Source organism: Hafnia alvei, from assembly GCF_900095695.1.
In the GTDB taxonomy this organism is placed as follows: domain Bacteria; phylum Pseudomonadota; class Gammaproteobacteria; order Enterobacterales; family Enterobacteriaceae; genus Hafnia; species Hafnia alvei_B.
On the sequence record NZ_FMIQ01000003.1, the window covers coordinates 1 to 23870 of the forward strand.

At 49.7% G+C, this 23870-nt stretch carries 17 protein-coding genes; 11 read left to right on the forward strand and 6 right to left on the reverse strand.

The window, feature by feature from the left end; translation table 11 throughout:
* Positions 1–225: 225 nt before the first annotated feature.
* Positions 226–654 (forward strand): YjaA family stress response protein, encoded by a 429-nt coding sequence (locus BN1044_RS00205; RefSeq protein ID WP_072307054.1) that lies wholly within the window; start codon positions 226–228, stop codon positions 652–654.
* A 34-nt stretch (positions 655–688) separates the two neighbouring features.
* On the opposite strand, the gene actP is transcribed toward BN1044_RS00205, so the two are convergent.
* The 3 genes from actP to acs form a co-directional block, all read right to left on the reverse strand.
* Positions 689–2347 (reverse strand): cation/acetate symporter ActP, encoded by a 1659-nt coding sequence (actP, locus tag BN1044_RS00210; protein WP_072307055.1) that lies wholly within the window; start codon positions 2345–2347, stop codon positions 689–691.
* Positions 2344–2655 (reverse strand): DUF485 domain-containing protein, encoded by a 312-nt coding sequence (locus BN1044_RS00215; RefSeq protein ID WP_040044737.1) that lies wholly within the window; start codon positions 2653–2655, stop codon positions 2344–2346. Before BN1044_RS00215 ends, actP begins: the two co-directional genes overlap by 4 nt.
* Positions 2656–2779: 124 nt before the next feature.
* Positions 2780–4738 carry an acetate--CoA ligase gene (acs, locus tag BN1044_RS00220; protein WP_072307056.1) on the reverse strand — a complete coding sequence of 653 codons (1959 nt, stop codon included), beginning with the start codon at positions 4736–4738 and terminating at the stop codon, positions 2780–2782.
* Between the two features lie 738 nt (positions 4739–5476).
* On the opposite strand from acs, the gene gltP reads away from it, so the two are divergent.
* Complete coding sequence (gene gltP, locus BN1044_RS00225; protein ID WP_072307057.1) at positions 5477–6781, forward strand: glutamate/aspartate:proton symporter GltP; 1305 nt, start codon at positions 5477–5479, stop codon at positions 6779–6781.
* Between the two features lie 126 nt (positions 6782–6907).
* On the opposite strand, the gene dhaR is transcribed toward gltP, so the two are convergent.
* Positions 6908–8797: a dihydroxyacetone kinase operon transcriptional regulator DhaR gene (gene dhaR, locus BN1044_RS00230; protein WP_072307133.1), complete on the reverse strand. Its 1890-nt coding sequence runs from the start codon at positions 8795–8797 to the stop codon at positions 6908–6910.
* A gap of 215 nt (positions 8798–9012) precedes the next feature.
* Positions 9013–10509, reverse strand: coding sequence for an outer membrane channel protein TolC (gene tolC / locus BN1044_RS00235; protein WP_072307058.1), 1497 nt, complete (start codon positions 10507–10509; stop codon positions 9013–9015).
* A gap of 218 nt (positions 10510–10727) precedes the next feature.
* Here tolC and nudF point away from each other — a divergent pair, with 218 nt between their 5' ends.
* The 9 genes from nudF (at position 10728) to ynfE (ending at position 22993) form a co-directional block, all read left to right on the forward strand.
* The gene (gene nudF, locus BN1044_RS00240) at positions 10728–11360 is read left to right on the forward strand and encodes an ADP-ribose diphosphatase (protein WP_072307059.1); all 633 of its coding nucleotides are present in this window, start codon (positions 10728–10730) and stop codon (positions 11358–11360) included.
* A 1-nt stretch (position 11361) separates the two neighbouring features.
* Complete coding sequence (locus BN1044_RS00245) at positions 11362–11787, forward strand: DUF1249 family protein (RefSeq protein WP_072307060.1); 426 nt, start codon at positions 11362–11364, stop codon at positions 11785–11787.
* Positions 11788–11875: 88 nt separating this feature from the next.
* Positions 11876–12703 (forward strand): 3',5'-cyclic-AMP phosphodiesterase, encoded by an 828-nt coding sequence (gene cpdA, locus BN1044_RS00250; RefSeq protein ID WP_072307061.1) that lies wholly within the window; start codon positions 11876–11878, stop codon positions 12701–12703.
* Between the two features lie 2 nt (positions 12704–12705).
* Positions 12706–13287: an esterase YqiA gene (gene yqiA, locus BN1044_RS00255; protein ID WP_040044744.1), complete on the forward strand. Its 582-nt coding sequence runs from the start codon at positions 12706–12708 to the stop codon at positions 13285–13287.
* A gap of 88 nt (positions 13288–13375) precedes the next feature.
* Positions 13376–15271, forward strand: coding sequence for a DNA topoisomerase IV subunit B (gene parE / locus BN1044_RS00260; protein WP_040044745.1), 1896 nt, complete (start codon positions 13376–13378; stop codon positions 15269–15271).
* A 324-nt stretch (positions 15272–15595) separates the two neighbouring features.
* Positions 15596–17875, forward strand: a complete 2280-nt coding sequence (gene parC / locus BN1044_RS00265; protein WP_072307062.1) for a DNA topoisomerase IV subunit A — start codon at positions 15596–15598, stop codon at positions 17873–17875.
* A gap of 208 nt (positions 17876–18083) precedes the next feature.
* Complete coding sequence (locus BN1044_RS00270) at positions 18084–18830, forward strand: 1-acylglycerol-3-phosphate O-acyltransferase (RefSeq protein ID WP_046457543.1); 747 nt, start codon at positions 18084–18086, stop codon at positions 18828–18830.
* Positions 18831–18958: 128 nt separating this feature from the next.
* Positions 18959–20377 carry a cell division protein FtsP gene (ftsP, locus tag BN1044_RS00275; RefSeq protein ID WP_072307063.1) on the forward strand — a complete coding sequence of 473 codons (1419 nt, stop codon included), beginning with the start codon at positions 18959–18961 and terminating at the stop codon, positions 20375–20377.
* Between the two features lie 174 nt (positions 20378–20551).
* Positions 20552–22993: a selenate/tellurate reductase subunit YnfE gene (ynfE, locus tag BN1044_RS00280; protein ID WP_072307064.1), complete on the forward strand. Its 2442-nt coding sequence runs from the start codon at positions 20552–20554 to the stop codon at positions 22991–22993.
* A gap of 37 nt (positions 22994–23030) precedes the next feature.
* On the opposite strand, the gene iclR is transcribed toward ynfE, so the two are convergent.
* Positions 23031–23870: a glyoxylate bypass operon transcriptional repressor IclR gene (gene iclR, locus BN1044_RS00285; protein ID WP_072307065.1), complete on the reverse strand. Its 840-nt coding sequence runs from the start codon at positions 23868–23870 to the stop codon at positions 23031–23033.

A 23870-nucleotide genomic window follows, 5' to 3' on the forward strand; every position in this document is an offset into this window, starting at 1 on the left:
GAAGCGTTGGCCCGAAGGGCGCTGGGCAGGAAGCCCAGCGTAAACTGCTAGGCTTTAAATCAAGTAAAGAACCTCAGTCGAAAGACTGGGGTTTTTTGCTTTTATAAATCCCAAAATAACCTTAAAGGTTGCCCGCCTTAGCTAAATTCAATCGTAAGTTTTATTTTTTCTCTCACCCTGTATCCTGCATTTTTAGCGCAGACTTAATAAGCAAGGATATGCTGTATGGCTCTCATCTATGTTCAAATTCGTAAAAATAAAATGACGGTGCGTAACGTTGATACACAGCGGGAAGTGTCAGGTTCCGCGGCATTTACGACAGAGCGTTTACTCGTTGGTAACTTCTTTGAGGCAGAGAAGCTAGTACGTGAGCTCAGCAGCCAAGTAATGTCTAGAACCAACCAATTCCTTAGTCGCCCAGGCCTACTTTCTAGCCTACTTCGTATATTGTTTCCTGGCCTATACTGCGATTTATTAGTACATGCGCTTGAAATGAATCATGGAGGATTATCACAGGTTGAAGAGCGTGTATTAAAAGAGATAACCGCTAGGTTTGCTTTTGTTAACAATGGATTAGTTGTATTTTCCAGCGATAGGACAATGAGCGACACGGAGGCTAGAGAGGTATTTGATCAGCGGCAAGATATGGAGTGATTTTGATAATAGGGCTCCGAAGAGCCCTAATAGATTAATGAGACGTGCCCTGTGAGATCCCTACACCCGTTTGTGAGCGCACAAACTGTGAGTAGAAACGTCCGCGTTCTTGCACTGCAGCTTCTGAATTATCCGTGATAGAAAATAGCCATGTCCCAATAAAAGCGGCGGCCATTGAGAATAACGCCGGATATTCATAGGGATAGATTGGAGCAGCATGGCCGAGCACTTTGACCCAAATCGTTGGCCCCAAAATCATCAGTATCACCGCGGTCAACAGACCTAACCAGCCTCCGACCATCGCACCTCTTGTAGTGAGCTTTGACCAATACATTGAAAGGATAAGTATTGGGAAGTTACAGCTAGCGGCAATAGAAAATGCTAAGCCGACCATGAAGGCGATATTTTGATTCTCGAACAAAATACCTAAACCAATAGCCACAAGTCCAAGCACCAATACGGTGATTTTTGAGACTTTCAGCTCATCACGTTCGGTTGCTGTACCTTGTTTAAATACGTTGGCATAGAGATCATGAGATACCGCAGATGCTCCGGCTAGGGTCAGTCCTGCAACTACCGCCAGAATAGTGGCGAAGGCGACTGCAGAGATGAAGCCAAGGAAGAAACTTCCTCCTACCGCATCGGCTAAGTGAACCGCTGCCATGTTGGTACCACCGATCAGTGCGCCTGCTGCATCTTTAAAGGCTGGATTCGAGCCGACTAATACGATAGCGCCAAAACCGATGATGAAGGTTAGAAAATAGAAGTACCCCATAAAACCGGTGGCATAGAACACGCTCTTACGAGCCTCTTTCGCATCGCTAACGGTAAAGAAACGCATCAAAATATGAGGCAAACCTGCGGTGCCGAACATCAAGGCTAAGCCAAGAGACAATGCACTGATGGGATCCGAAACCAATCCGCCGGGTCGCATAATCGCGGGGCCTTTGGGATTGACTTCCATCGCTTGATTGAACAGCGTGTTGAAGCTGAAACCGACTGATTTCATCACCATGATGGCCATGAAAGATGCGCCAGCCAGTAGTAGAACTGCCTTAATGATTTGTACCCATGTTGTCGCCAGCATGCCGCCAAAGAGTACATACATCACCATAAGCACACCGACTAAAACGACGGCGACATGGTAGTTCAGGCCAAACAGCAGCTCGATAAGCTTTCCGGCACCCACCATTTGTGCAATCAAATAGAGGGCAACAACCACCAGCGATCCACAGGCTGAAAGTGTCCTAATCGGTTTTTGTTTAAGACGATAAGAAGCCACATCGGCAAAGGTATAACGCCCTAAATTACGCAGGCGTTCTGCAACCAGAAATAGCATGATTGGCCAGCCAACTAAGAAGCCTAAAGAGTAAATCAGTCCATCATAGCCAGAGGTATAAACCAGCGCGGAAATACCTAAGAAGGATGCGGCTGACATGAAGTCACCCGCCATAGCGAGGCCATTTTGCAAGCCGGTAATGTTGCCACCCGCGGTGTAATAGTCCTTACGCGAACGAGTACGTTTGGAGGCCCAATAGGTGATGTAAAGCGTCGCGCCAACAAATATGACAAACATAACGATGGCTTGAATGTTTAGCGGCTGTCTTTCAACTGCGCCCGTAATGGCGTCGGCGGCATGACCGGAGAAAGGCAGTATTGCCAAAAATAACGGGGTTAAAAGGCGAGATTTCATTGCTCAACCTCCTGCAATAATTGATGGTTGAGACGATCAAACTCGCCGTTTGCCCGAATAACATAGATACCAGTTAACAGGAAAGAAACCACAATCAAGCCTATACCGATAGGGATCCCACGGGTTACGCTAGAACCTTCAGATATCGGTGTCCCTAGCCAGCCGGGCGCAAAAGCGATGAGTAGGATAAAGCCGAAATACAGGATCATCATTATCCATGAAAGTGTCCAAGCGAATCTTTCACGTTTTTGCACCAGTTCCTTGAAGCGCGGGTTATTTTCAATCCTTTGATAAATGGCATCATTCATCAGAGCGACTCCTAGTAAGGCATTGATTGAATAAAAGCTGCCCCGTGGGCATAGCCTTTTGAGGGGATATGCCCATGAAGTCAACTCGTTGCCGCGCTCAGGCGGCGACAGGTCATACGACTAATTAAGATGAAACTTCCATTGATTGTTTTTCTTCTAACAACTTCTCGACAACGCCCGGATCTGCCAGCGTTGAGGTATCCCCCAAGTTGCTGGTATCACCGGCGGCAATCTTGCGTAGAATGCGGCGCATAATTTTCCCAGAACGGGTTTTAGGTAGTGCATCAGTCCAGTGCAAAATATCCGGCGTGGCTATCGGGCCAATCTCTTTACGCACCCAGTTGCGCACTTCGGTATAGAGCTCTGGCGTTGGCTCTTCTCCGTGATTGAGCGTGATGTAAGCGTAGATCGCCTGTCCTTTAATATTATGCGGAACGCCGACCACCGCAGCCTCTGCGATCTTTGGATGAGAGACGAGAGCCGACTCAATTTCAGCTGTTCCCAAACGGTGTCCTGAAACGTTGAGCACGTCATCAACGCGTCCGGTGATCCAGTAGTACCCATCTTCATCTCGACGTGCACCATCCCCACTGAAATACATGCCCTTAAAGGTGGAGAAATAGGTTTGCTCATAGCGGTCATGATCGCCGAATAATGTGCGAGCCTGACCCGGCCATGAATCAACCATAACCAGATTGCCTTCGCAGGCACCTTCTTGCGGTACGCCGCTGTTATCCACCAATGCAGGTTGTACACCAAAGAAAGGCAGCGTTGCGGAACCTGCTTTAAGCTCGGTGGCTCCCGGTAGCGGTGTGATCATGAAACCACCGGTTTCGGTCTGCCACCAAGTGTCCATAATCGGGCATTTCCCATTACCGATTTTGTTGAAGTACCATTCCCATGCTTCTGGGTTAATAGGTTCGCCCACCGACCCCATGATGCGTAAAGAGGTGCGCTGTGTGCCTTCGGTTGCTTTGTCGCCTTCCGCCATCAATGCGCGAATTGCGGTCGGCGCAGTGTATAGAATGTTTACCTGATGCTTATCCACGACCTGTGATAAACGGTTTACGCCGGGATAGTTAGGTACGCCTTCAAACATCAACGTAATCGCACCGTTCGCAAGCGGGCCGTACAGCAGATAGCTATGACCAGTGACCCAACCCACATCGGCGGTGCACCAATAGATATCGCCAGGATGATAGTCAAAGACATATTTGAACGTGGTTGCGGCGTAAACCAAATAGCCACCGGTAGTATGCAACACGCCCTTAGGCTTACCGGTTGAACCAGAGGTATATAAAATGAATAGCGGATCTTCGGCATTCATTTCTTCGGCTGGACAATTAGCATCAACCTGCTCAATCAGGTCATGCCACCAGAAATCGCGCTTCTCATTCCATTCCCCCTGCTTGCCAGTGCGTTTGAAGACCACCACGTGTTCAACGCTTTTAACATTTGGGTTTTTCAGTGCGTCGTCGACGTTTTTCTTGAGTGGAATAGGGCGGCCTGCACGCAGGCCTTCATCGGCGGTAATCACCACCTTTGAATTGGAATCGATAATGCGTCCTGCAACGGCCTCTGGAGAGAAACCACCAAAAATCACGGAATGGATGGCACCAATGCGTGCGCATGCAAGCATCGCCACCGCCGCTTCAACCACCATCGGCATATAGATGGCGACTACATCGCCTTTTTTCACGCCGAGCTTTTTAAGCACGTTGCCGAAACGACAGACATCGTGATGCAGTTCGCGATAGGTAACCGTTTTGCTTTCCTGCGGGTTATCACCTTCCCAGATGATCGCCGTTTGGTTGCCGCGCTCTTCTAAATGGCGGTCAAGGCAGTTAGCTGCCAAGTTCAAGGTGCCGTCTTCAAACCAGCGAATGCTGATATGTCCGGGATCGAATGAAGTATTTTTTACTTTGCTATAGGGCTTCATCCAATCAACAATTTTTCCGTACTCGGCCCAAAAACCATCGGGGTCACTAACTGAACGTTGATAGAGTTCACGGTACATCTGTGGATTAATCAGGGTATGTTCTGCAATGTTTGCAGGAATCGAATGTTTATGGATCTGGCTCATCGTTATCCTCCTTGCGGATGTTAATATTATGTCAATATAAGGTTAAATCTGTTTTGCGCGCTCTATTTGTGTCTTTTTTGCGCGATTGATCACGCAATAAAAATATTGATATCTAGCAAGGCGATAGAGAGAAGAGTGGGCTTAGTATTTGCTCATCTAAGATTGATAAATGGAGTGGTGCTCAATTATAAGAAAATGAATGAAATTACGTGGGGTAACAATATATCCGCTAATAATCGAGCTATAAGAAAATAAAGAGAAGAATCTATTATTAGAATTATCAGAGAATAGAAAATAGGGTGTGATAAGTTTATTTTTTCTCCATATTAAAGATAATGAGGTAGGAATATATCTATGACTGCACCATGATGGTGCATAATACCTCGCTATCAATCGACTAATTATTCGTTTCAGCTCAAAATTATACTAAAACATATGCATAATTAATCGCATGAATATGCACGCGTGTTTTGTGTTGTATTGATTTAATATTTTCTTTTATAACAATTGGTTATTTGTGATTTTATTTTAGAGGAAGTCTATTCTGACGCGGTTTCAGCGTACATTCCGATTTAATATTGGCTTGCGGAAAGCCCGTGCAAAATGGTACAGAATATAGGTCACGGTTGGACAGGTCGTGATAGGAACGAGGTCAATCCTTTAGACTATAAAACTACATCTGCAGATAAATATAAGAAGCTGGGTAGGCTCTATTATAATTGAGGAACATTTTCTGGAATGAAAAAATTTAAGTTTACGCTCGCTTGGCAAATCGTCGCTGCATTAATTTTGGGTATTATTGTTGGCGCTGTTTTGCACAATCAGGAAGAGTCTCGCGTTTGGCTGGTGAATAATATTCTGAGCCCTGCTGGTGATATCTTTATTCGTTTGATCAAGATGATTGTTATCCCGATAGTGATTTCGACACTTATCGTGGGTATCGCTGGCGTTGGTGACGCCAAAAAACTAGGCCGAATCGGTCTTAAAACCATTATTTACTTCGAAGTGATCACCACGGTGGCGATTATCGTGGGGATTACGCTGGCGAACGTCTTCCAACCGGGGCACGGCATTGATATGTCAACGCTAGCCACCGTCGACATTTCGCAATACGAAAAGACGACAGAACAGGTGCAAAGCGGTTCGCACAGTCTGGTTTCGACCATTCTAGCGCTGATCCCTTCCAACCTATTTGCGTCGATGGCCAAAGGCGATATTTTGCCAATCATCTTCTTTTCAGTGCTGTTTGGTCTGGGCTTGTCTTCGCTGCCAAAAGAGACCAAAGAGCCACTGCTGAAGGTGTTCAAAGCCGTTTCGGAAAGCATGTTTAAAGTGACCCATATGATTATGCGCTACGCGCCTATCGGGGTATTTGGCCTGATTTCTGTGACCGTCGCGAACTTTGGTTTTGCGTCTTTGGTACCGCTCGCCAAGCTGGTTGTGCTGGTTTACTTTGCAATTATCTTCTTTGCATTAGTCGTTTTGGGCTCGGTCGCCAAACTGTGTAAGTTCAGCATCTGGACCTTAATTAAGATCCTCAAAGATGAGCTGATTTTGGCTTATTCCACTGCGAGTTCCGAAACGGTATTGCCGCGAATTATTGAGAAGATGGAAGCCTACGGTGCACCAAAATCTATCACTAGCTTCGTGGTACCAACCGGCTACTCGTTTAATCTGGATGGCTCTACGCTTTATCAAAGTATTGCGGCTATTTTCATTGCACAGCTGTACGGCATTGAATTGTCTATCGGCCAAGAAATCGTTTTAGTACTGACGTTAATGGTGACCTCTAAAGGTATTGCCGGTGTGCCAGGCGTTTCATTTGTGGTGCTATTGGCTACGCTCGGCAGCGTGGGTATACCGTTAGAAGGTTTGGCGTTCATTGCCGGTGTTGACCGTATTCTGGATATGGCACGTACTGCGCTAAACGTAGTGGGTAATGCTTTAGCGGTACTGGTAATTGCTAAATGGGAACACCAGTTCGATCGTAAAAAAGCCAAGGCTTATGAAGCGAATATGTTAGTAAAGGCTGAGCAAGCCTAAACATCACACTCGATCTGTTTCTCTCCTTACTGAGGCAGAGCAAATAGCTCACAGATTTAAGATTAGCTCGATCTGCCCCTCCCCCTGCAAAGGGGGAGGCTGGGTGGGGGTCTTAACCTGACCACATCACTCATTCTTAAACTGGTCCATCTCTAACTGATATTGTTTTAGTTTGCGCCATAACGTAGTACGCCCAATCCCCAGCATTCTTGCCATATCATGTGGTTTACCCTGTGCGGCGTGCGCTGCTCGGATAATCGCCTGACGCTCGGCGTCTTGCAACGACATCACGGGCATAAGCAGCTGGCTCTCTGGCTCAACCGCCAACTTTTCCGTCATCAAATGCTCGGGTAAATCTGCCATGCGGATATGGTTGTGCTGGCAAATCATCGCGGCACGCTCAACGACGCCTTTTAATTCCTGGTCGTTACCTGGCCAAGGATAATCGCGAAGCTGTGATAGCACGGCTTCATCGATGTGGTAACGACAATGGAAGTGCTGGCCTAGCGTATTCAAATGGTGAGTCACTAGCAGCGGAATATCGGATTGCCGTTGGCGAAGTGGTGGGATCTGAAGTTCGAAGGATTGCAGCGTGTAGAACAGCTGACGACGGAAACGACCCTGTTTCACTAGCAGCGGCAAATTGGCGCCGGTTGCGGCAATGATCCGTACGTCGACTGGAATGACGCGGCTGGAGTTCTGCCGCATAAGTACGCCGGTTTTGATAATTTGTAGCAGTACTGACTGCATTTCAGGCGGCAAATATTCAATTTGTTCCAGATAGAGTGTGCCGCCGTTTGCCAGCTCAAATTTGCTGGGTAAACCCGAATCGGTTTCGGTTGCATCGCTGCCGAGCAGTTCTTTGGCAAATTGACCTTCCACCAACGTTTGGCAGTTTATGGCGATGTACGAACCGTTTGCCCGTTCGCTGGCATTATGAATCGCCTGCGCTAACAGCTCTTTACCGACGCCCTCTTCGCCCAGCAGTAAAATAGGGTGCTGGCCTCGTGCAGCTTGGCGACCATATCGCAGTAACCGTCGCATATCTAACGATGCCGCAGGCATTTGTTCAAAGGTTTGGCTGACTTTGCCAAGCTGATGGTTCACCAAGCGTCGTAGCTGGTCCAATGGATGTAGTAACGCAATGAATCCACAGTGTTCACCGTCAGGCACGGGTTTCAACGTTATCAGCGTTGCGATGAACTGCTTACGGCTTTCAAACGTCATCTCGACATGATTGAGCGGCAGGCGTTGCTCAATGGCGTGTTGAAGTAGAGAAGGCAGCGTGATCAATGAAGGAAGTGGACGGCCGAGGCTGTTTTGCTCATCTAACAGCAAGATGCCAGCGGCGCGATGGTTAAGATATTGCAGGCAGCCGTTGTGATCCCACGCTAAAACGCCGTCTTCCACGCCGTCTAGCAAAGCATACAGTTCATTAAGGTGGCGATTGGTTTCCGAGAGCAGAGCATCCGTGTGCAGTGAGTTACCGATCTCGCGGGCAATCGCCAATGTTAAAGGCAAATCGCTGGCGGCATAGTCGTGATTCAGGCATGCGATGACAATCACCGCTCTTTGCCGGCCACTGTTGTCGTAGACCGGCGTTGCGCAGCAGTGCCACGCACGTAAGGCTTGCTTAAAATGTTCGTCGCCGTGAACCTGCACCGGATTTCCATCGCGCATCGCTAAGGCAGGTGCATTGGTACCGATGTGCCCCTCTGCCCAATAGCTGCCGATATCAAACCCAAGCTCCGCGAGAGCCGTGCGCGTTTTGATGTGCCCACACTGCCAAAGTAAACAGCCGCTTTCGTCTAGGATCTGCAAAACGCAGGGGCGAGATTCCATATATTCGTAGGCATCTTCCAATGCGGCCTGGCCCAGAACCAGCAGATCGTTTTTACGTTGGCAAATAGAGCGTAACGTTGCGCCTGCGGCACGATGTGGCATTTTCCACGGCATAGGCTGCATCAGCTTTTGGCAGCGGATCCATGATTGATAAATGGGCTGTGCAGGACGCATTGTCTCTGGCAGATTGCCGTGAGAGAAGAAATAGATCCAACGGTCGAGAGAAGTATCTGGCTGCACTCATAAAATCCATCAATTAAAGATATGCAGCTATTAAAGCGAGAAAGGGGAATAAATTCCGTGAGCTAGATGCTAACAGGGGCTTATGGTTCAAAAAAACAAAAGGGCGGAAATCCGCCCTTCTGATTAACGACATCAAACGTCTAACATTAGTTGCGGAAAGGGTTTTTACCTTTGCTGCTGCTAGATGTTGTGGTTGATGCTGAAGCCGGTTGAGCCACTGGGGCTGAAGCGGCTGTGTTGTAATCGCTGTTAACCTGTGCCGCTTGATCTTTACCCTGCGGAGCAATGGTGTCCGGCGTGGTAGAAACAGGCTTGGTTAGACCGCCGTTCAAGGCCATCAGATCGTTCTGGTTCAGCGTACCCAAGGCATATTTAATATTGAGCTGGCTGATCAGATAATCATAACGTGCGTTAGACAGGCTTTCTTTTGCGCTGTACAACGTAGTCGTCGCGTTTAGCACGTCAACGATGGTACGAGTCCCCACCTGATAACCTGCTTCGGTTGCTTCCAAAGAGCTTTGCGCCGAAATCACAGCCTGACGATAAGCTTCAACGCCGCTGATAGACGCGGAGATGTTGTTAAAGGAAGAACGAACGTTTTGAATTACGCTGCGGTGTGCGCTTTCCAGAGATTCACTGGCGCCAACAAAGTTGTATTGCGCTTGTTGAACCTGAGAGTTAGTCGCTCCGCCAGAGTACAACGGCAGATTAAACTGCAAACCAATGGTGTTCTGGCCCTGATAGCTGCTAGCGCCGTTTGAGTTCTGGGCTTTTTGGCTATTGGACAAGCTGTTGTAATCTGTGTTGCTCACGCCAGAAGATGCGGTCAGATCCAGCGTTGGCATATAACCTGTCTGTGCGTATTTAATCTGTTCACGCGCCAAGTCTTGGCTCAAGCGAGCACTCAATAATGACAGGTTACGTTTTTCAGCTTCTTGTAGCAGGCTGTTAACGTTATCTGGCTTGCTGGTGGTGAAGCGATCAACGTTCAGAGAGTCCAACTGACCGTAGTACTGACCGGTAATCTGACGCAGTGCTTCCAGAGAGTTATCCAGATCGTTGCGCGCGGTGACTTCGTTAGCTAAAACGAGATCGTATTGAGCGCGGGCGTTCTGCACGTCGGTGATAGCAACCAGACCTACGTTAAAACGCTGGGTGGTTTGGTCTAACTGACGATAAATCGCTTCTTTGTTTGCTTCAATATAAGACAACGCGTCAATCGCGCGCAGTACGTTGAAGTAAGCAGTCGCAGAGTTCAGCATCAAAGTCTGTTCTGAAGACTGATAAGAGACGTCTTGGATACCCGCCTGTTTTTCAGTCAAAGAGAGCTGACGCCATTTAGACATATCAAAAATAGTTTGGGTCAGCTGTAGCGACGCGCCGTAATTATTCGAGTTCAAGCCGTCGTTATCACGCATCCCATTGGTATAGGTATAGTCTGCGCCCAAGCCGAGCTGAGGTAACAGCGGGCTGCGGGATTCATTAATCTTCTCAAAAGCCACATCACGATCTGCCGCAGCTTTACGCAGATCTGGGTTGCTTTCCTTGGCTTGCTGATATACCTGCAGCAGGTTTTCTGCATGGCTTAACGTGGTAAAGCCACCAAGGCTCAGGCCAATAAGAAGGGGGAGCAGTTTCTTCATTTGCATTCCTTGTTGTGCAGCAAAGTTGCTATTGTAACGCTGACTAAAGTCATATAGCCGCCGATTCTAACAGAGACCGTATCTTAAGGAGCGTGGCTTTACGTGCCATCCCCCTTAATTTACCTAAATAAAGGGTAAAGTGATTGAGTATTTTCACTTTGACCTTAAATCAATAATATCCATGCTAATAATCACACTACATTTAGGAATTTAGCCGTATGAGCGAAAATAAATCATCACCCGTCACATTTGGTCAAAATGATGTTGAAATTATTGCACGGGAATCACTCTACCGCGGCTTTTTTTCGCTAGAACGCTATCGTTTTCGGCATCGTCTATTTGATGGCAGCATGAGCGGTGAGGTTGTGCGTGAAGTTTTTGAACGCGGCCATGCGGCGGTGCTGCTTCCTTACGATCCAAAACGCGATGAAGTGGTGCTGGTGGAGCAAATCCGTATTCCGGCATACGACTCAAGCGAAACGCCGTGGCTGCTCGAAATGGTGGCGGGAATGATTGAACCCGGCGAGTCAGTGGAAGATGTTGCGCGCCGTGAGGCACAGGAGGAAGCGGGGATCCACGTCCAACGTTGTAAGCCTGTGCTGAGCTATTTGGCGAGTCCTGGCGGCACCAGTGAGCGCTTGTCGATTATGGTCGGTGAGATTGACGCAGCAAAAGCATCGGGTATTCACGGGCTTCCTGAAGAGCACGAGGATATTCGCGTGCATGTGGTCAGCCGTGAGCAAGCGTATTGCTGGGTAGAAGAGGGCGTGATAGACAATGCCGCATCGGTTATTGCATTACAGTGGCTGGCGTTGCACCATGAGTCGCTTCGCCGCGAGTGGAATTCTTAATATGATAAAGCGTTATTCCCCAGACTTTCCTCTAATGATGAGACTGTGCGAGACTAATTATGCGCAATTGCGCCGTTTACTGCCGCGCAAGGATGAAGTGGGTGAATCGCAGGGATATCGGGTCAACGGTGCGAGTTATCAGATAAAAATTATCGAATCGACGCGCTATACATCAATGGCTGAAATTACCCAGACGGAGCCAGCACCGGGCCCTTGGGGCTTACCTTCGATGAGTGTGCGTCTGTATCATGACGCTATGGTTGCGGAAGTGTGTGCAAGCCAACAGATCTCTCGGTTCAAAGCACGCTATGATTATCCGAATAAAAAGTTGCATCAGCGCGACGAAAAGCATCAAATTAACCAGTTTCTTGCGGATTGGTTGCACCATTGCCTAACGCACGGTGTTATGGCAATTCCCGTATATTAGAGCCTGTTTTACTGCACTGAGCCCTAACAACCAGCGCAATGATTATTTTTACAGATTTTTGGCAGACTAAAGTCACAAAGGACACCATTTGGAAAGCCTGTTTCAACTAACCGTAGCACGTGGGGCTCCGGTTAGGATTTTACAAATCACAGACACGCATTTGTTTGCGGGTGAGCATGAGACGTTATTGGGCGTTAATACTTACCGCAGCTACCACGCAGTGCTAGAGGCGATCCATGCCCAATCCCGCCCTTATGACATCGTTGTCGCAACGGGAGATTTGGCGCAGGATCACTCTGTGGCGGCATACCAGCATTTCGCAAAAGGTATCGCAACGCTGAATAAAACCTGTCTGTGGCTGCCGGGCAATCATGATTTCCAACCCGCGATGGTCGATACGTTAGCTGATGCTGGCGTGGATCCAGCTAAGCATATGCTGCTGGGCGATCATTGGCAGATTATCCTGCTTGATAGCCAAGTTTTTGGTGTTCCCCACGGAGAACTTAGCGAGTATCAACTCGAATGGTTGGATCGTACTCTGTCGCTGTATCCAGCGCGTCATTCGTTGATTTTACTCCACCACCATCCGCTGCCTTCTGGCTGCACATGGCTCGATCAGCACAGTTTACGCAATGCGCATATGCTAGGGGAGGTTCTGCAACATCACCCTCTGGCGAAAACGTTGCTGTGCGGACATATTCATCAGGATTTGGATCTAGAATGGCAGGGGCGTCGTTTGTTAGCTACGCCGTCGACCTGTATTCAGTTCAAACCTTTATGCACTAACTTCACAATTGATACTCTATCGCCCGGCTGGCGTTATCTGGATCTGCATCCAGATGGGACGCTCACGACTGAACTGCACCGCTTAGAAGGTACAGAATTCAGACCGGATCTCGACTCTGACGGCTATTAATGATGCCCACGCTTTTATATCTCCACGGTTTTAACAGTTCACCTCGCTCCGCCAAGGCCACCGCATTTAAGCAGTGGCTTGCTGTTCACCATCCTGAAATCACCATGTTGATCCCTCAACTTCCTCCTTATCCTTCCGATGCGGCTGAAATGTTGGAGGAGATTGTGATGTCGCGTGCGGGGCGTCCGCTGGGCGTGGTGGGCTCTTCTTTAGGGGGTTATTACGCGACGTGGCTTTCACAATGCTTTACCTTGCCTGCGGTTGTTGTGAACCCTGCGGTGAAGCCGTATGAACTGCTCATCGACTTTTTAGGGCAAAACGAGAATCCCTACACCGGCCAGCAATATGTGTTAGAGTCTCGCCACGTTTACGATCTGAAAGTCATGCAGGTTGACCCATTGGAATCGCCAGATCTCCTCTGGTTATTACAGCAAACCGGTGATGAAGTTCTGGACTATCGACAAGCTGTGGCTTACTACGCGTTATGCCGTCAGACCATTGAGCCTGAGGGTTCACACAGCTTCGTTGGTTTCGAGCGATTCTTCCCACAGATCGTCGATTTTTTAGGGCTTACCACCGAGTAACTCTGCGTGGTACGTCTATCACCACTGAACGACACACCAGCGTGTGCCGTTTGGTCGACGCTAACTAACGACTTATACGATTCATACCATGACTCAATCCAGCTATAACGCTGACTCTATTGAAGTTCTCAGCGGCCTAGAACCCGTGCGCCGTCGTCCGGGTATGTACACCGATACCACGCGCCCAAACCATTTGGGTCAGGAAGTCATAGATAACAGTGTCGATGAGGCGCTGGCTGGCCACGCATCTCGCGTTGAGGTCATTTTATATCCCGATCAATCACTTGAAGTGATTGACGACGGGCGTGGTATGCCAGTGGATATTCACCCTGAAGAGGGTGTCCCCGCTATTGAACTGATCCTGTGTCGTTTGCATGCAGGCGGTAAATTCTCGAATAAAAACTATCAGTTCTCCGGCGGTCTGCACGGCGTAGGTATCTCGGTAGTTAACGCCCTTTCTAAGCGTGTTGAGGTCACCGTGCGCCGCGACGGACAGGTGTACCAAATGGCGTTTGAGAACGGCGACAAAGTTGAAGACCTGCACGTTACCGGCACCTGCGGTAAACGCAATACGGGCACCAGCGTGCATTTCTGGCCTGATGAAAAGTTCTTCGATAGCCCAAGATTCTCAGTTTCTCGCCTCAACCATCTGCTGAAGGCTAAAGCAGTATTGTGCCCAGGTGTAGAAATCGTCTTTAAAGACAAGTTGAACAACACCGAACAGCGTTGGTGCTATCAGGACGGTCTGACTGACTACCTGATGGAAGCCGTTAACGGTTTGATTACGTTGCCAGAACAGGCGTTCACCGGTTCATTCTCAGGTGATACCGAAGCCGTTGACTGGGCGCTGTTATGGCTGCCTGAAGGCGGTGAGCTATTAACCGAAAGCTACGTTAACCTGATCCCAACCATGCAAGGCGGTACGCACGTTAATGGCCTGCGCCAGGGGTTGCTGGATGCGATGCGTGAATTCTGCGAATTCCGCAATCTGCTGCCGCGCGGCGTTAAGCTCTCTGCCGATGACATCTGGGAGCGCTGTGCTTATGTGCTCTCGGTGAAAATGCAGGATCCGCAGTTTGCAGGACAAACCAAAGAACGCCTGTCTTCGCGTCAGTGCGCGGCTTTTGTTTCTGCCATTGTTAAGGATGCTTTCAGCGTTTGGCTTAACCAAAACGTACAGGTGGCGGAACAACTGGCAGAGCTGGCAATCTCTAGCGCTCAACGCCGTATGCGTGCTGCGAAAAAGGTTGTCCGTAAGAAGCTGACCAGTGGGCCAGCGCTGCCGGGTAAATTAGCTGACTGTACCGCGCAGGATCTTTCCCGCACCGAGCTTTTCTTGGTGGAAGGGGATTCCGCAGGCGGCTCTGCCAAGCAGGCGCGTGACCGTGAATATCAGGCGATCATGCCGCTGAAAGGTAAAATTCTGAATACGTGGGAAGTCTCTTCCGACGAAGTGCTCGCCTCTCAGGAAGTGCACGATATTTCCGTTGCCATTGGTATCGATCCTGATAGTGAAGACCTCAGCCAACTACGCTACGGTAAAGTCTGTATCTTGGCGGATGCTGACTCCGACGGTTTACATATCGCCACGTTGCTGTGTGCGCTGTTTGTACGCCACTTCCAAGCCTTGGTGCGCGGTGGGCATGTGTATGTTGCGATGCCGCCGTTGTTCCGTATCGATCTGGGCAAAGAAGTTTACTACGCGCTGGATGAAGAAGAGAAAGCGGGCGTGCTGGAACAGCTCAAGCGCAAGAAAGGTAAGCCAAACGTACAGCGATTCAAAGGACTGGGTGAAATGAACCCGCTCCAACTGCGTGAGACTACGCTCGATCCGAATACGCGCCGATTGGTACAGCTCACCATTGATGACACTGACATCGCGCAGACTATGGCGGTGATGGATATGTTGCTGGCGAAAAAACGTTCCGAAGATCGTCGTAACTGGTTGCAGGAAAAAGGTGATATGGCCGATCTGGACGTTTAGTCCGTACGCCTATCATCCTGATAACGGGTCGCCTTGGCGGCCCGTTTTTTTATGCTTTGCGATACTTTAAAACGCTGCTATCTGTGATGAAGATCGGTTTTGTGAGGTATCGCATTGCATGATGGATAGAGGGCGATCCTATATCCCTGTGACAGTCCTATAAAAGATGAGTTACTATCGCGGGCAATTATGCCCGTCATACTTCGAGTTGCATGTGCGTTGGCTGCGTGAATTCTTTAGAGTATGTACAGACCAAGACAGTCGTGAAGTCCCGCTGCGGACTGTTTTATATATTCAGTTAGGGCGGCGGCCAGAGGATTATTAATGAGCGATCTGATCCATGACGGCAGCGAGCGCCAAGCGCTGCACACATTTACAGAGAACGCCTATCTCAACTACTCCATGTACGTCATCATGGACAGGGCGTTACCTTTTATCGGTGATGGATTAAAACCGGTACAGCGTCGTATCGTGTATGCGATGTCAGAGCTGGGCTTAAGCAACAGCGCCAAATTTAAAAAATCAGCGCGTACCGTCGGTGACGTGCTGGGTAAATACCATCCGCATGGCGATAGCGCCTGTTATGAAGCCATGGTTTTGATGGCTCAGCCGTTCTCCTATCGTTATCCGTTGGTCGATGGTCAGGGAAACTGGGGGGCACCGGACGATCCGAAGTCGTTTGCCGCAATGCGTTACACCGAATCTCGCCTGTCTAAATACGCTGAAGTGTTGCTGGGTGAGCTGGGTCAGGGAACGGTTGATTACACGCCAAACTTTGACGGCACACTACAGGAGCCTAAAACGCTGCCTGCACGTTTGCCAAACATTCTGCTGAATGGCACCACGGGTATTGCCGTGGGTATGGCAACGGATATCCCTCCGCACAACGTGCGTGAACTGGCCGCTGCGCTGGTTGATTTGATCGAAAAACCAAATCTGACGTTGGACGATATCCTTGAACATGTTCAAGGTCCTGACTATCCAACGGAAGCTGAAATCATCACGCCGCGCGAGGAGATCCGTAAGATCTATCGCACCGGCCGTGGTTCAGTACGCATGCGTGCGATCTGGAAAAAAGAAGACGGCGAAGTGGTGATCAGTGCGCTGCCGCATCAGACTTCAGGCGCTAAGGTGTTGGAGCAAATCGCCAGCCAAATGCGAGCGAAGAAATTGCCGATGGTTGAGGACTTACGTGACGAATCCGATCACGAAAACCCAACTCGCTTGGTGATTGTGCCGCGTTCCAACCGCGTGGATATGGATCAGGTGATGACACATCTGTTCGCTACCACCGATCTGGAAAAAAGCTACCGTATCAACATGAACATGATCGGCTTGGACAATCGTCCAGCGGTCAAAAACCTGCTTGAAATTCTGACCGAATGGTTAGCGTATCGCCGTGATACCGTGCGCCGTCGCTTGAACTATCGCTTGGAAAAAGTGTTGAAGCGCCTGCACATTCTGGAAGGTTTGCTGGTGGCGTTCCTCAATATTGATGAAGTGATCCACATCATTCGTACTGAGGATGAACCCAAGCCGAAACTGATTGAACGCTTTGCGATTTCAGAAACGCAGGCCGAAGCGATTCTGGAATTAAAACTGCGTCACCTTGCCAAATTGGAAGAGGTGAAAATTCGCGGTGAGCAGGACGAATTAGCCAAAGAACGCGATCATCTGCAGGCATTATTAGCTTCTGAACGTAAGCTAAATACGCTGATTAAGAAAGAAATTCAGGCTGATGCACAGGCGTATGGCGACGATCGCCGTTCTCCGCTGCAGGAGCGTGAAGAAGCGAAAGCCATGAGCGAGCACGACTTTATTCCATCTGAGCCGGTGACGATTGTGCTATCGGAAGGCGGTTGGGTGCGTAGTGCGAAAGGCCATGATATCGATCCTACGGGATTAAGTTACAAAGCCGGTGATAGCTTCCGCGCCGCCGCGCGTGGCAAGAGCAATCAGCCGGTGGTGTTTATCGACTCTACGGGGCGCAGCTATGCGCTTGATCCAACCACGTTGCCATCTGCTCGAGGGCAGGGTGAACCGTTAACCGGTAAATTAACACCACCGCCGGGCGCAACCATTGAGCAAGTGCTGATGGCCGCTGATGACCAAAAACTGTTGATGGCGTCGGATGCCGGTTATGGTTTCGTATGTACCTTCAATGATTTGATTGCGCGTAATCGTGCGGGTAAGGCTATGATTACGTTGCCTGAAAATGCCAAAGCGCTGCCACCGTTGGAAATTAACGGACCAGACGACATGCTGCTGGCGATCACTCAGGCTGGCCGTATGTTGATGTTCCCTGTCAACGATCTGCCGCAGCTATCGAAAGGCAAGGGCAATAAGATTGTGTCCATTCCTTCCGCGCAGGCCGCATCGGGTGAAGATAAACTGGCGTGGCTGTTTGTACTGCCACCACAAACGTCAATCACGGTGCATGTTGGCAAGCGTAAACTGGTGATGAAACCACAGGAATTGCAGAAATTCCGCGCTGAACGTGGACGTAAAGGCACGCTGTTACCGCGTGGCCTGCAACGTATCGAACGCGTTGATGTGGAAATGCCAGAGCAGCTCAAAGTGGGGCCGGGCGATAGCGAAGAGTAAAGGGTTGTAAGACCCCCTCCAGCCTCCCCCTTCGCAGGGGGAGGACAAAACGGGCGCGTAATGTTTTATTTCCTCATTAACAAGAGGGCGCTAATGGGGGAAAATTATCATTGAAAATAATGGTTTTGATGCTGCCGCCCAGTAATCTCCGGTGTGTTTTGCAGCTAAGTCGGTATACTAACCCCGGCTAAATGTTTACGAGGTTGTTATGTTATCCATCATTCGCATTGTGCTGGTCACGCTGTACTGTATTTTGGCCTGCATCTTTGGTTGTATTTATTGCTTATTTAGCCCACGAAATCCACGCCACGTGGCGACGTTTGGCCACATGTTTGGCCGTTTGTCACCGCTGTTTGGTTTGAAAGTGGAAACGCGTATTCCTGCAGAAGCAAAGAACTACGGCAACTCCATTTATATTGCTAACCATCAAAACAACTACGATATGGTCACCATATCGAATGCCGTGCAGACCAATACGGTTACTGTTGGCAAGAAAAGCCTGATTTGGGTTCCGTTCTTTGGACTACTCTATTGGTTGACGGGCAATTTATTGATTGACCGTGCGAACCGCGCCAAAGCGCATAATACGATTGCACAGGTGGTAAATCAGTTCCGCACTAAAACCATCTCTTTCTGGATGTTCCCAGAAGGTACTCGTAGCCGTGGTCGTGGTTTGATGCCGTTCAAAACCGGTGCCTTCCATGCCGCTATTGCCGCTGGGGTGCCGATTATTCCGGTGTGTGCGTCGAATACCCACGATAAAGTTAAACTTAATCGTTGGAATAACGGTTTGGTGATTGTTGAAATGTTGCCGCCAATCGATGTGACTCAGTACGGCAAAGATCAGGTACGTGAACTTTCGGCCCACTGCCACGCATTGATGGAAGCTAAAATTAACGAGCTAAACGCAGAAGTTGCTGCGCGTGAAGCCCAAATGCGTGAAGCGAAGTCCTGATCCTAAAATACGATAATTTTGGCCTGCCAGCGTTTGGCAGGTTTCTTATTTAAACGATTGAATTCAATCGTTGATGCTGAATTCCCCCTTTGGAATTTCAGTTTGCATAGCAAATTCATGGAGAAGTTATGTCACTCAGTCGACGTCGGTTTATTCAGACTTCGGGTCTGGCACTGTGTGCAGGTGCATTGCCTCTGAGGGCGCATGCGAGTGGATCGCAAGTTTCGCTGCCCATTCCTCCTCTACTGGAATCCAAACGCGGTCAGCCGCTCTTCCTAACGCTACAGCGCTCACATTGGGCCTTCATGAGCGGCCGTAAGGCTAGCGCATGGGGTATTAATGGACTCTATCTTGGTCCAACCGTGCGTGTTTATAGCGGTGATGACGTCAAGCTGATCTACAGCAACCGCCTGCCCGATCCTGTTTCGATGGAAATCAGTGGATTACAGGTTCCTGGTGCGTTAAGCGGTGGCGCGGCGCGTTTAATGTCGCCTAACGTCGATTGGTCGCCGGTGCTACCTATTCGCCAGTCTGCCGCTACTCTGTGGTATCACGCCAATACGCCAGAGCACATGGCTGAGCATGTCTATAACGGCTTAGCTGGGATGTGGCTGGTTGAAGATGAAAACAGCAAAAATCTTCCGTTGCCGAATCATTATGGCGTCGATGATTTCCCCGTCATTATCCAAGATAAACGCTTAGATAATTTTGGTACGCCAGAGTATGAGGCGCCTTCATCGGGTGGTTTCTATGGTGACACGCTGTTGGTTAACGGTGTGCAAGAGCCGTTTGTTGAAGTTTCTCGTGGTTGGGTTCGTCTGCGCTTGCTGAACGCCTCTAATGCTCGTCGTTATACGTTAACGATGAGCGATAACCGCCCGTTCAGCGTGATTGCCAGCGATCAGGGCTATATGCCTGCGCCGGTTGTTGCCAGCAGCCTGACGCTTGCTCCGGGTGAACGCCGAGAAGTGCTGGTAGACATGTCGAAAGGCGAAGAAGTCTCTATCACCGCAGGCGTTGCCGCAGGGATAATGGACCGCCTGCGCGGTTTGTTCGAACCTTCGTCTATCCTCGTCTCGACCACGGTATTGACGCTGCGTCCTACGGGGCTGTTGCCGCTGGTTACTGACAATTTACCAACGCGCTTGTTGGCTGATGACATGATGGAAGGCAGCGTCGCTAATACGCGCAGCATTAGCTTAGGCAGCGCCTCGCAGCCGGGCATCAACGGCGCAACGTGGGATCTGCATCGCACCGATATTCAGGCGCAGCAGGGAACCTGGGAACGCTGGACGGTTCGCGCCGATACGCCGCAGGCCTTCTATATTCAAGGTGCCAAATTCTTGGTGAAAAGCGTCAATAATGCGCCGCCGATGGTCGAAGATCGCGGTTGGAAAGATACCGTTTGGGTTGATGGCGAAGTCTCTCTGATGGTCTATTTCCCTCAGGCTTCATCGGAGCATTTCCCGTTCATCTACTACAGCCAAACGCTAGAGCTTGCGACCCGCGGCAGCGTTGGACAACTGGTGGTTAACGCCGCTCAGTAATGCAATGCCTCTCTCTTGCGAGGGAGGGGCAAATTTCTGCAAATCAATCTTGCCTCACACTTCTGCTTTTCTCGCTGCAAAAAACATCCACTCTTTGATAAATCCCAAGCTGCCCGTGCATTTTATTTGATAGCTATAACCGATTGAGCAATCGAACGGACAAGGATTATCAAAATGAATAATAAAGAAAAAAACCATCTCGAAGGGATATCAATTACGCGCCGAGCCTTGGTTAAAGGGAGTGCCTTAGGTGGATTTGCACTGGCAACGGGGGCATTAAATCTGCCCTTTAGCCGAGCGGTTTATGCCCAAGAAGCACAGAGCACGACCGCTGATAAAGTAACGTGGGGAATGTGCTCGGTAAACTGCGGTAGCCGCTGCGCGCTTCGCCTACATACGCGTGACGATGAAGTCTATTGGGTCGAAACAGATAATACCGGCTTAGATGAATATGGCGATCATCAGGTCCGAGCTTGTTTGCGTGGGCGTTCTATCCGTCGTCGGATGAATCATCCTGAGCGTTTGAAATATCCAATGAAACGCGTTGGTAAACGCGGAGAAGGTAAATTCAAGCGTATCACTTGGGATGAGGCCTATGATGAAATTGCCCAAAGTTTGAAATACACCGTTGAAAAATATGGTAATGAGGCTGTTTATCAGAATTACGCCACCGGCGTTATCGGCGGTAATGTGACGCGCTCGTCGCCCTATGCCTCGATTATCGGGCGTTTGATGAACTGCTATGGTGGATATCTTAGCCACTATGGCAGCTACAGCACCGCACAAATTTCAGCGGCAATGCCATATACCTACGGTAGCAACGACGGCAACAGCACCTCGGATATCGTGAACTCCAAGCTGGTGGTGATGTTTGGCAATAATCCGGCAGAGACGCGGATGAGCGGAGGTGGGATCACCTATCATCTCGAACAGGCGCGAGAAATATCCAATGCCAAAATGATCGTCATCGATCCGCGCTATACCGATACCGCCGCGGGGCGCGAAGATCAGTGGATCCCGATCCGTCCGGGCACTGACGCCGCGTTGGTGGGTGGCATTGCGCATGTCTTGATCAGTGAAAACTTGGTCGATCAGCCCTTTTTAGATCGCTACTGCGTCGGCTATGACGAGAATACTTTGCCCGCGAGCGCTCCGAGAAACGGACACTACAAAGCCTATATTCTTGGCCAAGGGCCTGATGGTGTTGAGAAAACGCCGGAATGGGCATCGCGTATTACCGGTATCCCAGCCGATCGTATCATCAAACTGGCGCGGGAGATTGGTACCGCTAAGCCTGCTTATATCTGTCAGGGATGGGGGCCTCAGCGTCAGGCCAACGGCGAAGAAACCGCGCGTGCCATTGCGATGCTGCCGATCTTAACCGGTAACGTAGGAATTAACGGTGGTAACAGCGGGGCGCGTGAATCGACCTATCTCATCACTATTGAGCTGATGCCGGTGCTAACAAATCCGGTAAAAACCTCGATCTCCGTATTTACCTGGACTGATGCGATTCGCCGTGGGCCTGAGATGACGGCGCTGCGCGACGGCGTGCGGGGCAAAGATAAGCTGGATGTTCCGATCAAGTTCATCTGGAACTATGCCGGTAATACGCTAGTTAATCAGCATTCTGACATCAACCAAACCCATGAGATCTTGCAGGACGATTTGCTGTGCGAAAAAATTGTGGTGATTGAAAACTTCATGACGTCATCGGCTAAGTATGCCGATATTTTACTGCCTGACCTCATGACCACCGAGCAAGAAGATATCGTACCAAACGATTATGCGGGCAACATGGGCTATCTGATTTTTAGCCAGCCAGCAACCCGCGCTAAATTCGAGCGTAAAGGCATTTATGAAATGATGTCTGAGATTGCCAAACGGCTTGGGCCAGACGTTGAGCAGGCGTTTACCGAAGGGCGTACTCAGTCAGATTGGTTGCACTATCTGTATGCCAAAATGCAGGCACGCGATCCGTTATTACCTGAATATGAAACTCTGCGCCAGCAGGGGATTTATAAACGAAAAGATCCAAATGGACACTTCGTTGCGTATAAAAAATTCCGTGAAGATCCCGATGCCAACCCGCTAAAAACGCCGTCGGGAAAAATTGAAATCTACTCTGAACGATTAGCTGAGATCGCCGCCACATGGCATTTGGACAAAGACGAAACTATCAGCGCCTTACCCGTTTATGCCTCAACCTTTGAAGGTTGGGACGATGCTTTGCGGCAAACCTATCCGCTGCAAATGTTTGGTTTCCATTACAAGGCACGTACTCACTCAACTTACGGCAACATTGATGTGTTGCAGGCTGCATGTAGACAAGAAGTGTGGATGAACCCGATTGATGCCCAGAAACGAGGTATTCAAAACGGCGATAAAGTTCGCGTGTTCAACAAGCGTGGCACGGTGGTGATTAACGCGAAAGTGACGCCGCGAATTATGCCGGGCGTTAGCGCCATGGGACAGGGGGCTTGGCATCAGGCGGATATGACGGGTGATAAAGTCGATCACGGCGGCTGTATCAATACCCTCACCACGATGCGCCCGTCGCCGTTGGCGAAAGGGAACCCTCAGCACACCAATTTAGTGGAAATTGAAAAGATATAATCGGTTAATTGGGCTCCCAGAGGGGAGCCCATAGGCATTACGAATGCCTGCCGCCGTAAGCTAGCGTGACTTCTTTTGCTGCTTTAATCACTAAGGCACCGATTTCGATCACGCGGTCGTCGGTGATACGAGAAACGGGGCCAGAAATAGAAATGGCAGCAAAGGCTTCCTGATGTTCATCATAGATGCAGGCTGCAATACAGCGCAGGCCGAGAGCATGTTCTTCATCGTCAAAAGAAAACCCCTGCTTACGAATATGCGCCAGCTCTTCCTTCAAGCTATTGGGATTGCTGCGGGTGTGCGGGGTATAGCTGTGCAAACCCTTTTTATGCAGCAACTCAACCAGATGGGTATCACTGACCGTCGACAAAAACGCCTTCCCTGCACCAGAAGCATGCATTGGCAGCTTGCCGCCAATCGGCGCAGACATACGCATCAGCTGCGTGCACTGTACCTGATCGATAATCACCGCCTGAAAATCGCTCACGTCGAGCACGGCCAGATTCACGGTTTCACCTGAATCTTCCATTAAGCGGCGCAGAATCGGATGGACAATGGCCAGTAAATTGCGGCTCTGCAAAAAACTACTTCCTACGAAGAAAGCGTGTGAGGCAATGGTCCACAGGCCAAGATCGCCGACTTGCTGGACGAATCCCTGTTGCTGCATGGTGCTCAAAAGGCGGTGTGTCGTTGAGTTGGGCAAACCTGCCTGTTGGGCTAAATCGGTGAGCGCCACGCTGCCGTGTGCTTCGGCAATTAATTCCAACAATCTCAATCCACGCTGTAAGGATTGAACCTGTCCGGTGGCTGCGGGAGTGGTGGCTGGCGTTGCGGTACGTGGTTTCTTGCCACGTTTTAAGGGCACGGTAGTCGCCAT

What these genes read in the sequence shown, in the direction of transcription:
- BN1044_RS00205 (WP_072307054.1), top strand. Translation starts at nt 226, where the DNA reads ATGGCTCTCATCTATGTTCAAATTCGTAAAAATAAAATGACGGTGCGT.
- actP (WP_072307055.1), bottom strand. Translation starts at nt 2,347, where the DNA reads ATGAAATCTCGCCTTTTAACCCCGTTATTTTTGGCAATACTGCCTTTC.
- BN1044_RS00215 (WP_040044737.1), bottom strand. Translation starts at nt 2,655, where the DNA reads ATGAATGATGCCATTTATCAAAGGATTGAAAATAACCCGCGCTTCAAG.
- acs (WP_072307056.1), bottom strand. Translation starts at nt 4,738, where the DNA reads ATGAGCCAGATCCATAAACATTCGATTCCTGCAAACATTGCAGAACAT.
- gltP (WP_072307057.1), top strand. Translation starts at nt 5,477, where the DNA reads ATGAAAAAATTTAAGTTTACGCTCGCTTGGCAAATCGTCGCTGCATTA.
- dhaR (WP_072307133.1), bottom strand. Translation starts at nt 8,797, where the DNA reads ATGCGTCCTGCACAGCCCATTTATCAATCATGGATCCGCTGCCAAAAG.
- tolC (WP_072307058.1), bottom strand. Translation starts at nt 10,509, where the DNA reads ATGAAGAAACTGCTCCCCCTTCTTATTGGCCTGAGCCTTGGTGGCTTT.
- nudF (WP_072307059.1), top strand. Translation starts at nt 10,728, where the DNA reads ATGAGCGAAAATAAATCATCACCCGTCACATTTGGTCAAAATGATGTT.
- BN1044_RS00245 (WP_072307060.1), top strand. Translation starts at nt 11,362, where the DNA reads ATGATAAAGCGTTATTCCCCAGACTTTCCTCTAATGATGAGACTGTGC.
- yqiA (WP_040044744.1), top strand. Translation starts at nt 12,706, where the DNA reads ATGCCCACGCTTTTATATCTCCACGGTTTTAACAGTTCACCTCGCTCC.
- parE (WP_040044745.1), top strand. Translation starts at nt 13,376, where the DNA reads ATGACTCAATCCAGCTATAACGCTGACTCTATTGAAGTTCTCAGCGGC.
- parC (WP_072307062.1), top strand. Translation starts at nt 15,596, where the DNA reads ATGAGCGATCTGATCCATGACGGCAGCGAGCGCCAAGCGCTGCACACA.
- BN1044_RS00270 (WP_046457543.1), top strand. Translation starts at nt 18,084, where the DNA reads ATGTTATCCATCATTCGCATTGTGCTGGTCACGCTGTACTGTATTTTG.
- ftsP (WP_072307063.1), top strand. Translation starts at nt 18,959, where the DNA reads ATGTCACTCAGTCGACGTCGGTTTATTCAGACTTCGGGTCTGGCACTG.
- ynfE (WP_072307064.1), top strand. Translation starts at nt 20,552, where the DNA reads ATGAATAATAAAGAAAAAAACCATCTCGAAGGGATATCAATTACGCGC.
- iclR (WP_072307065.1), bottom strand. Translation starts at nt 23,870, where the DNA reads ATGGCGACTACCGTGCCCTTAAAACGTGGCAAGAAACCACGTACCGCA.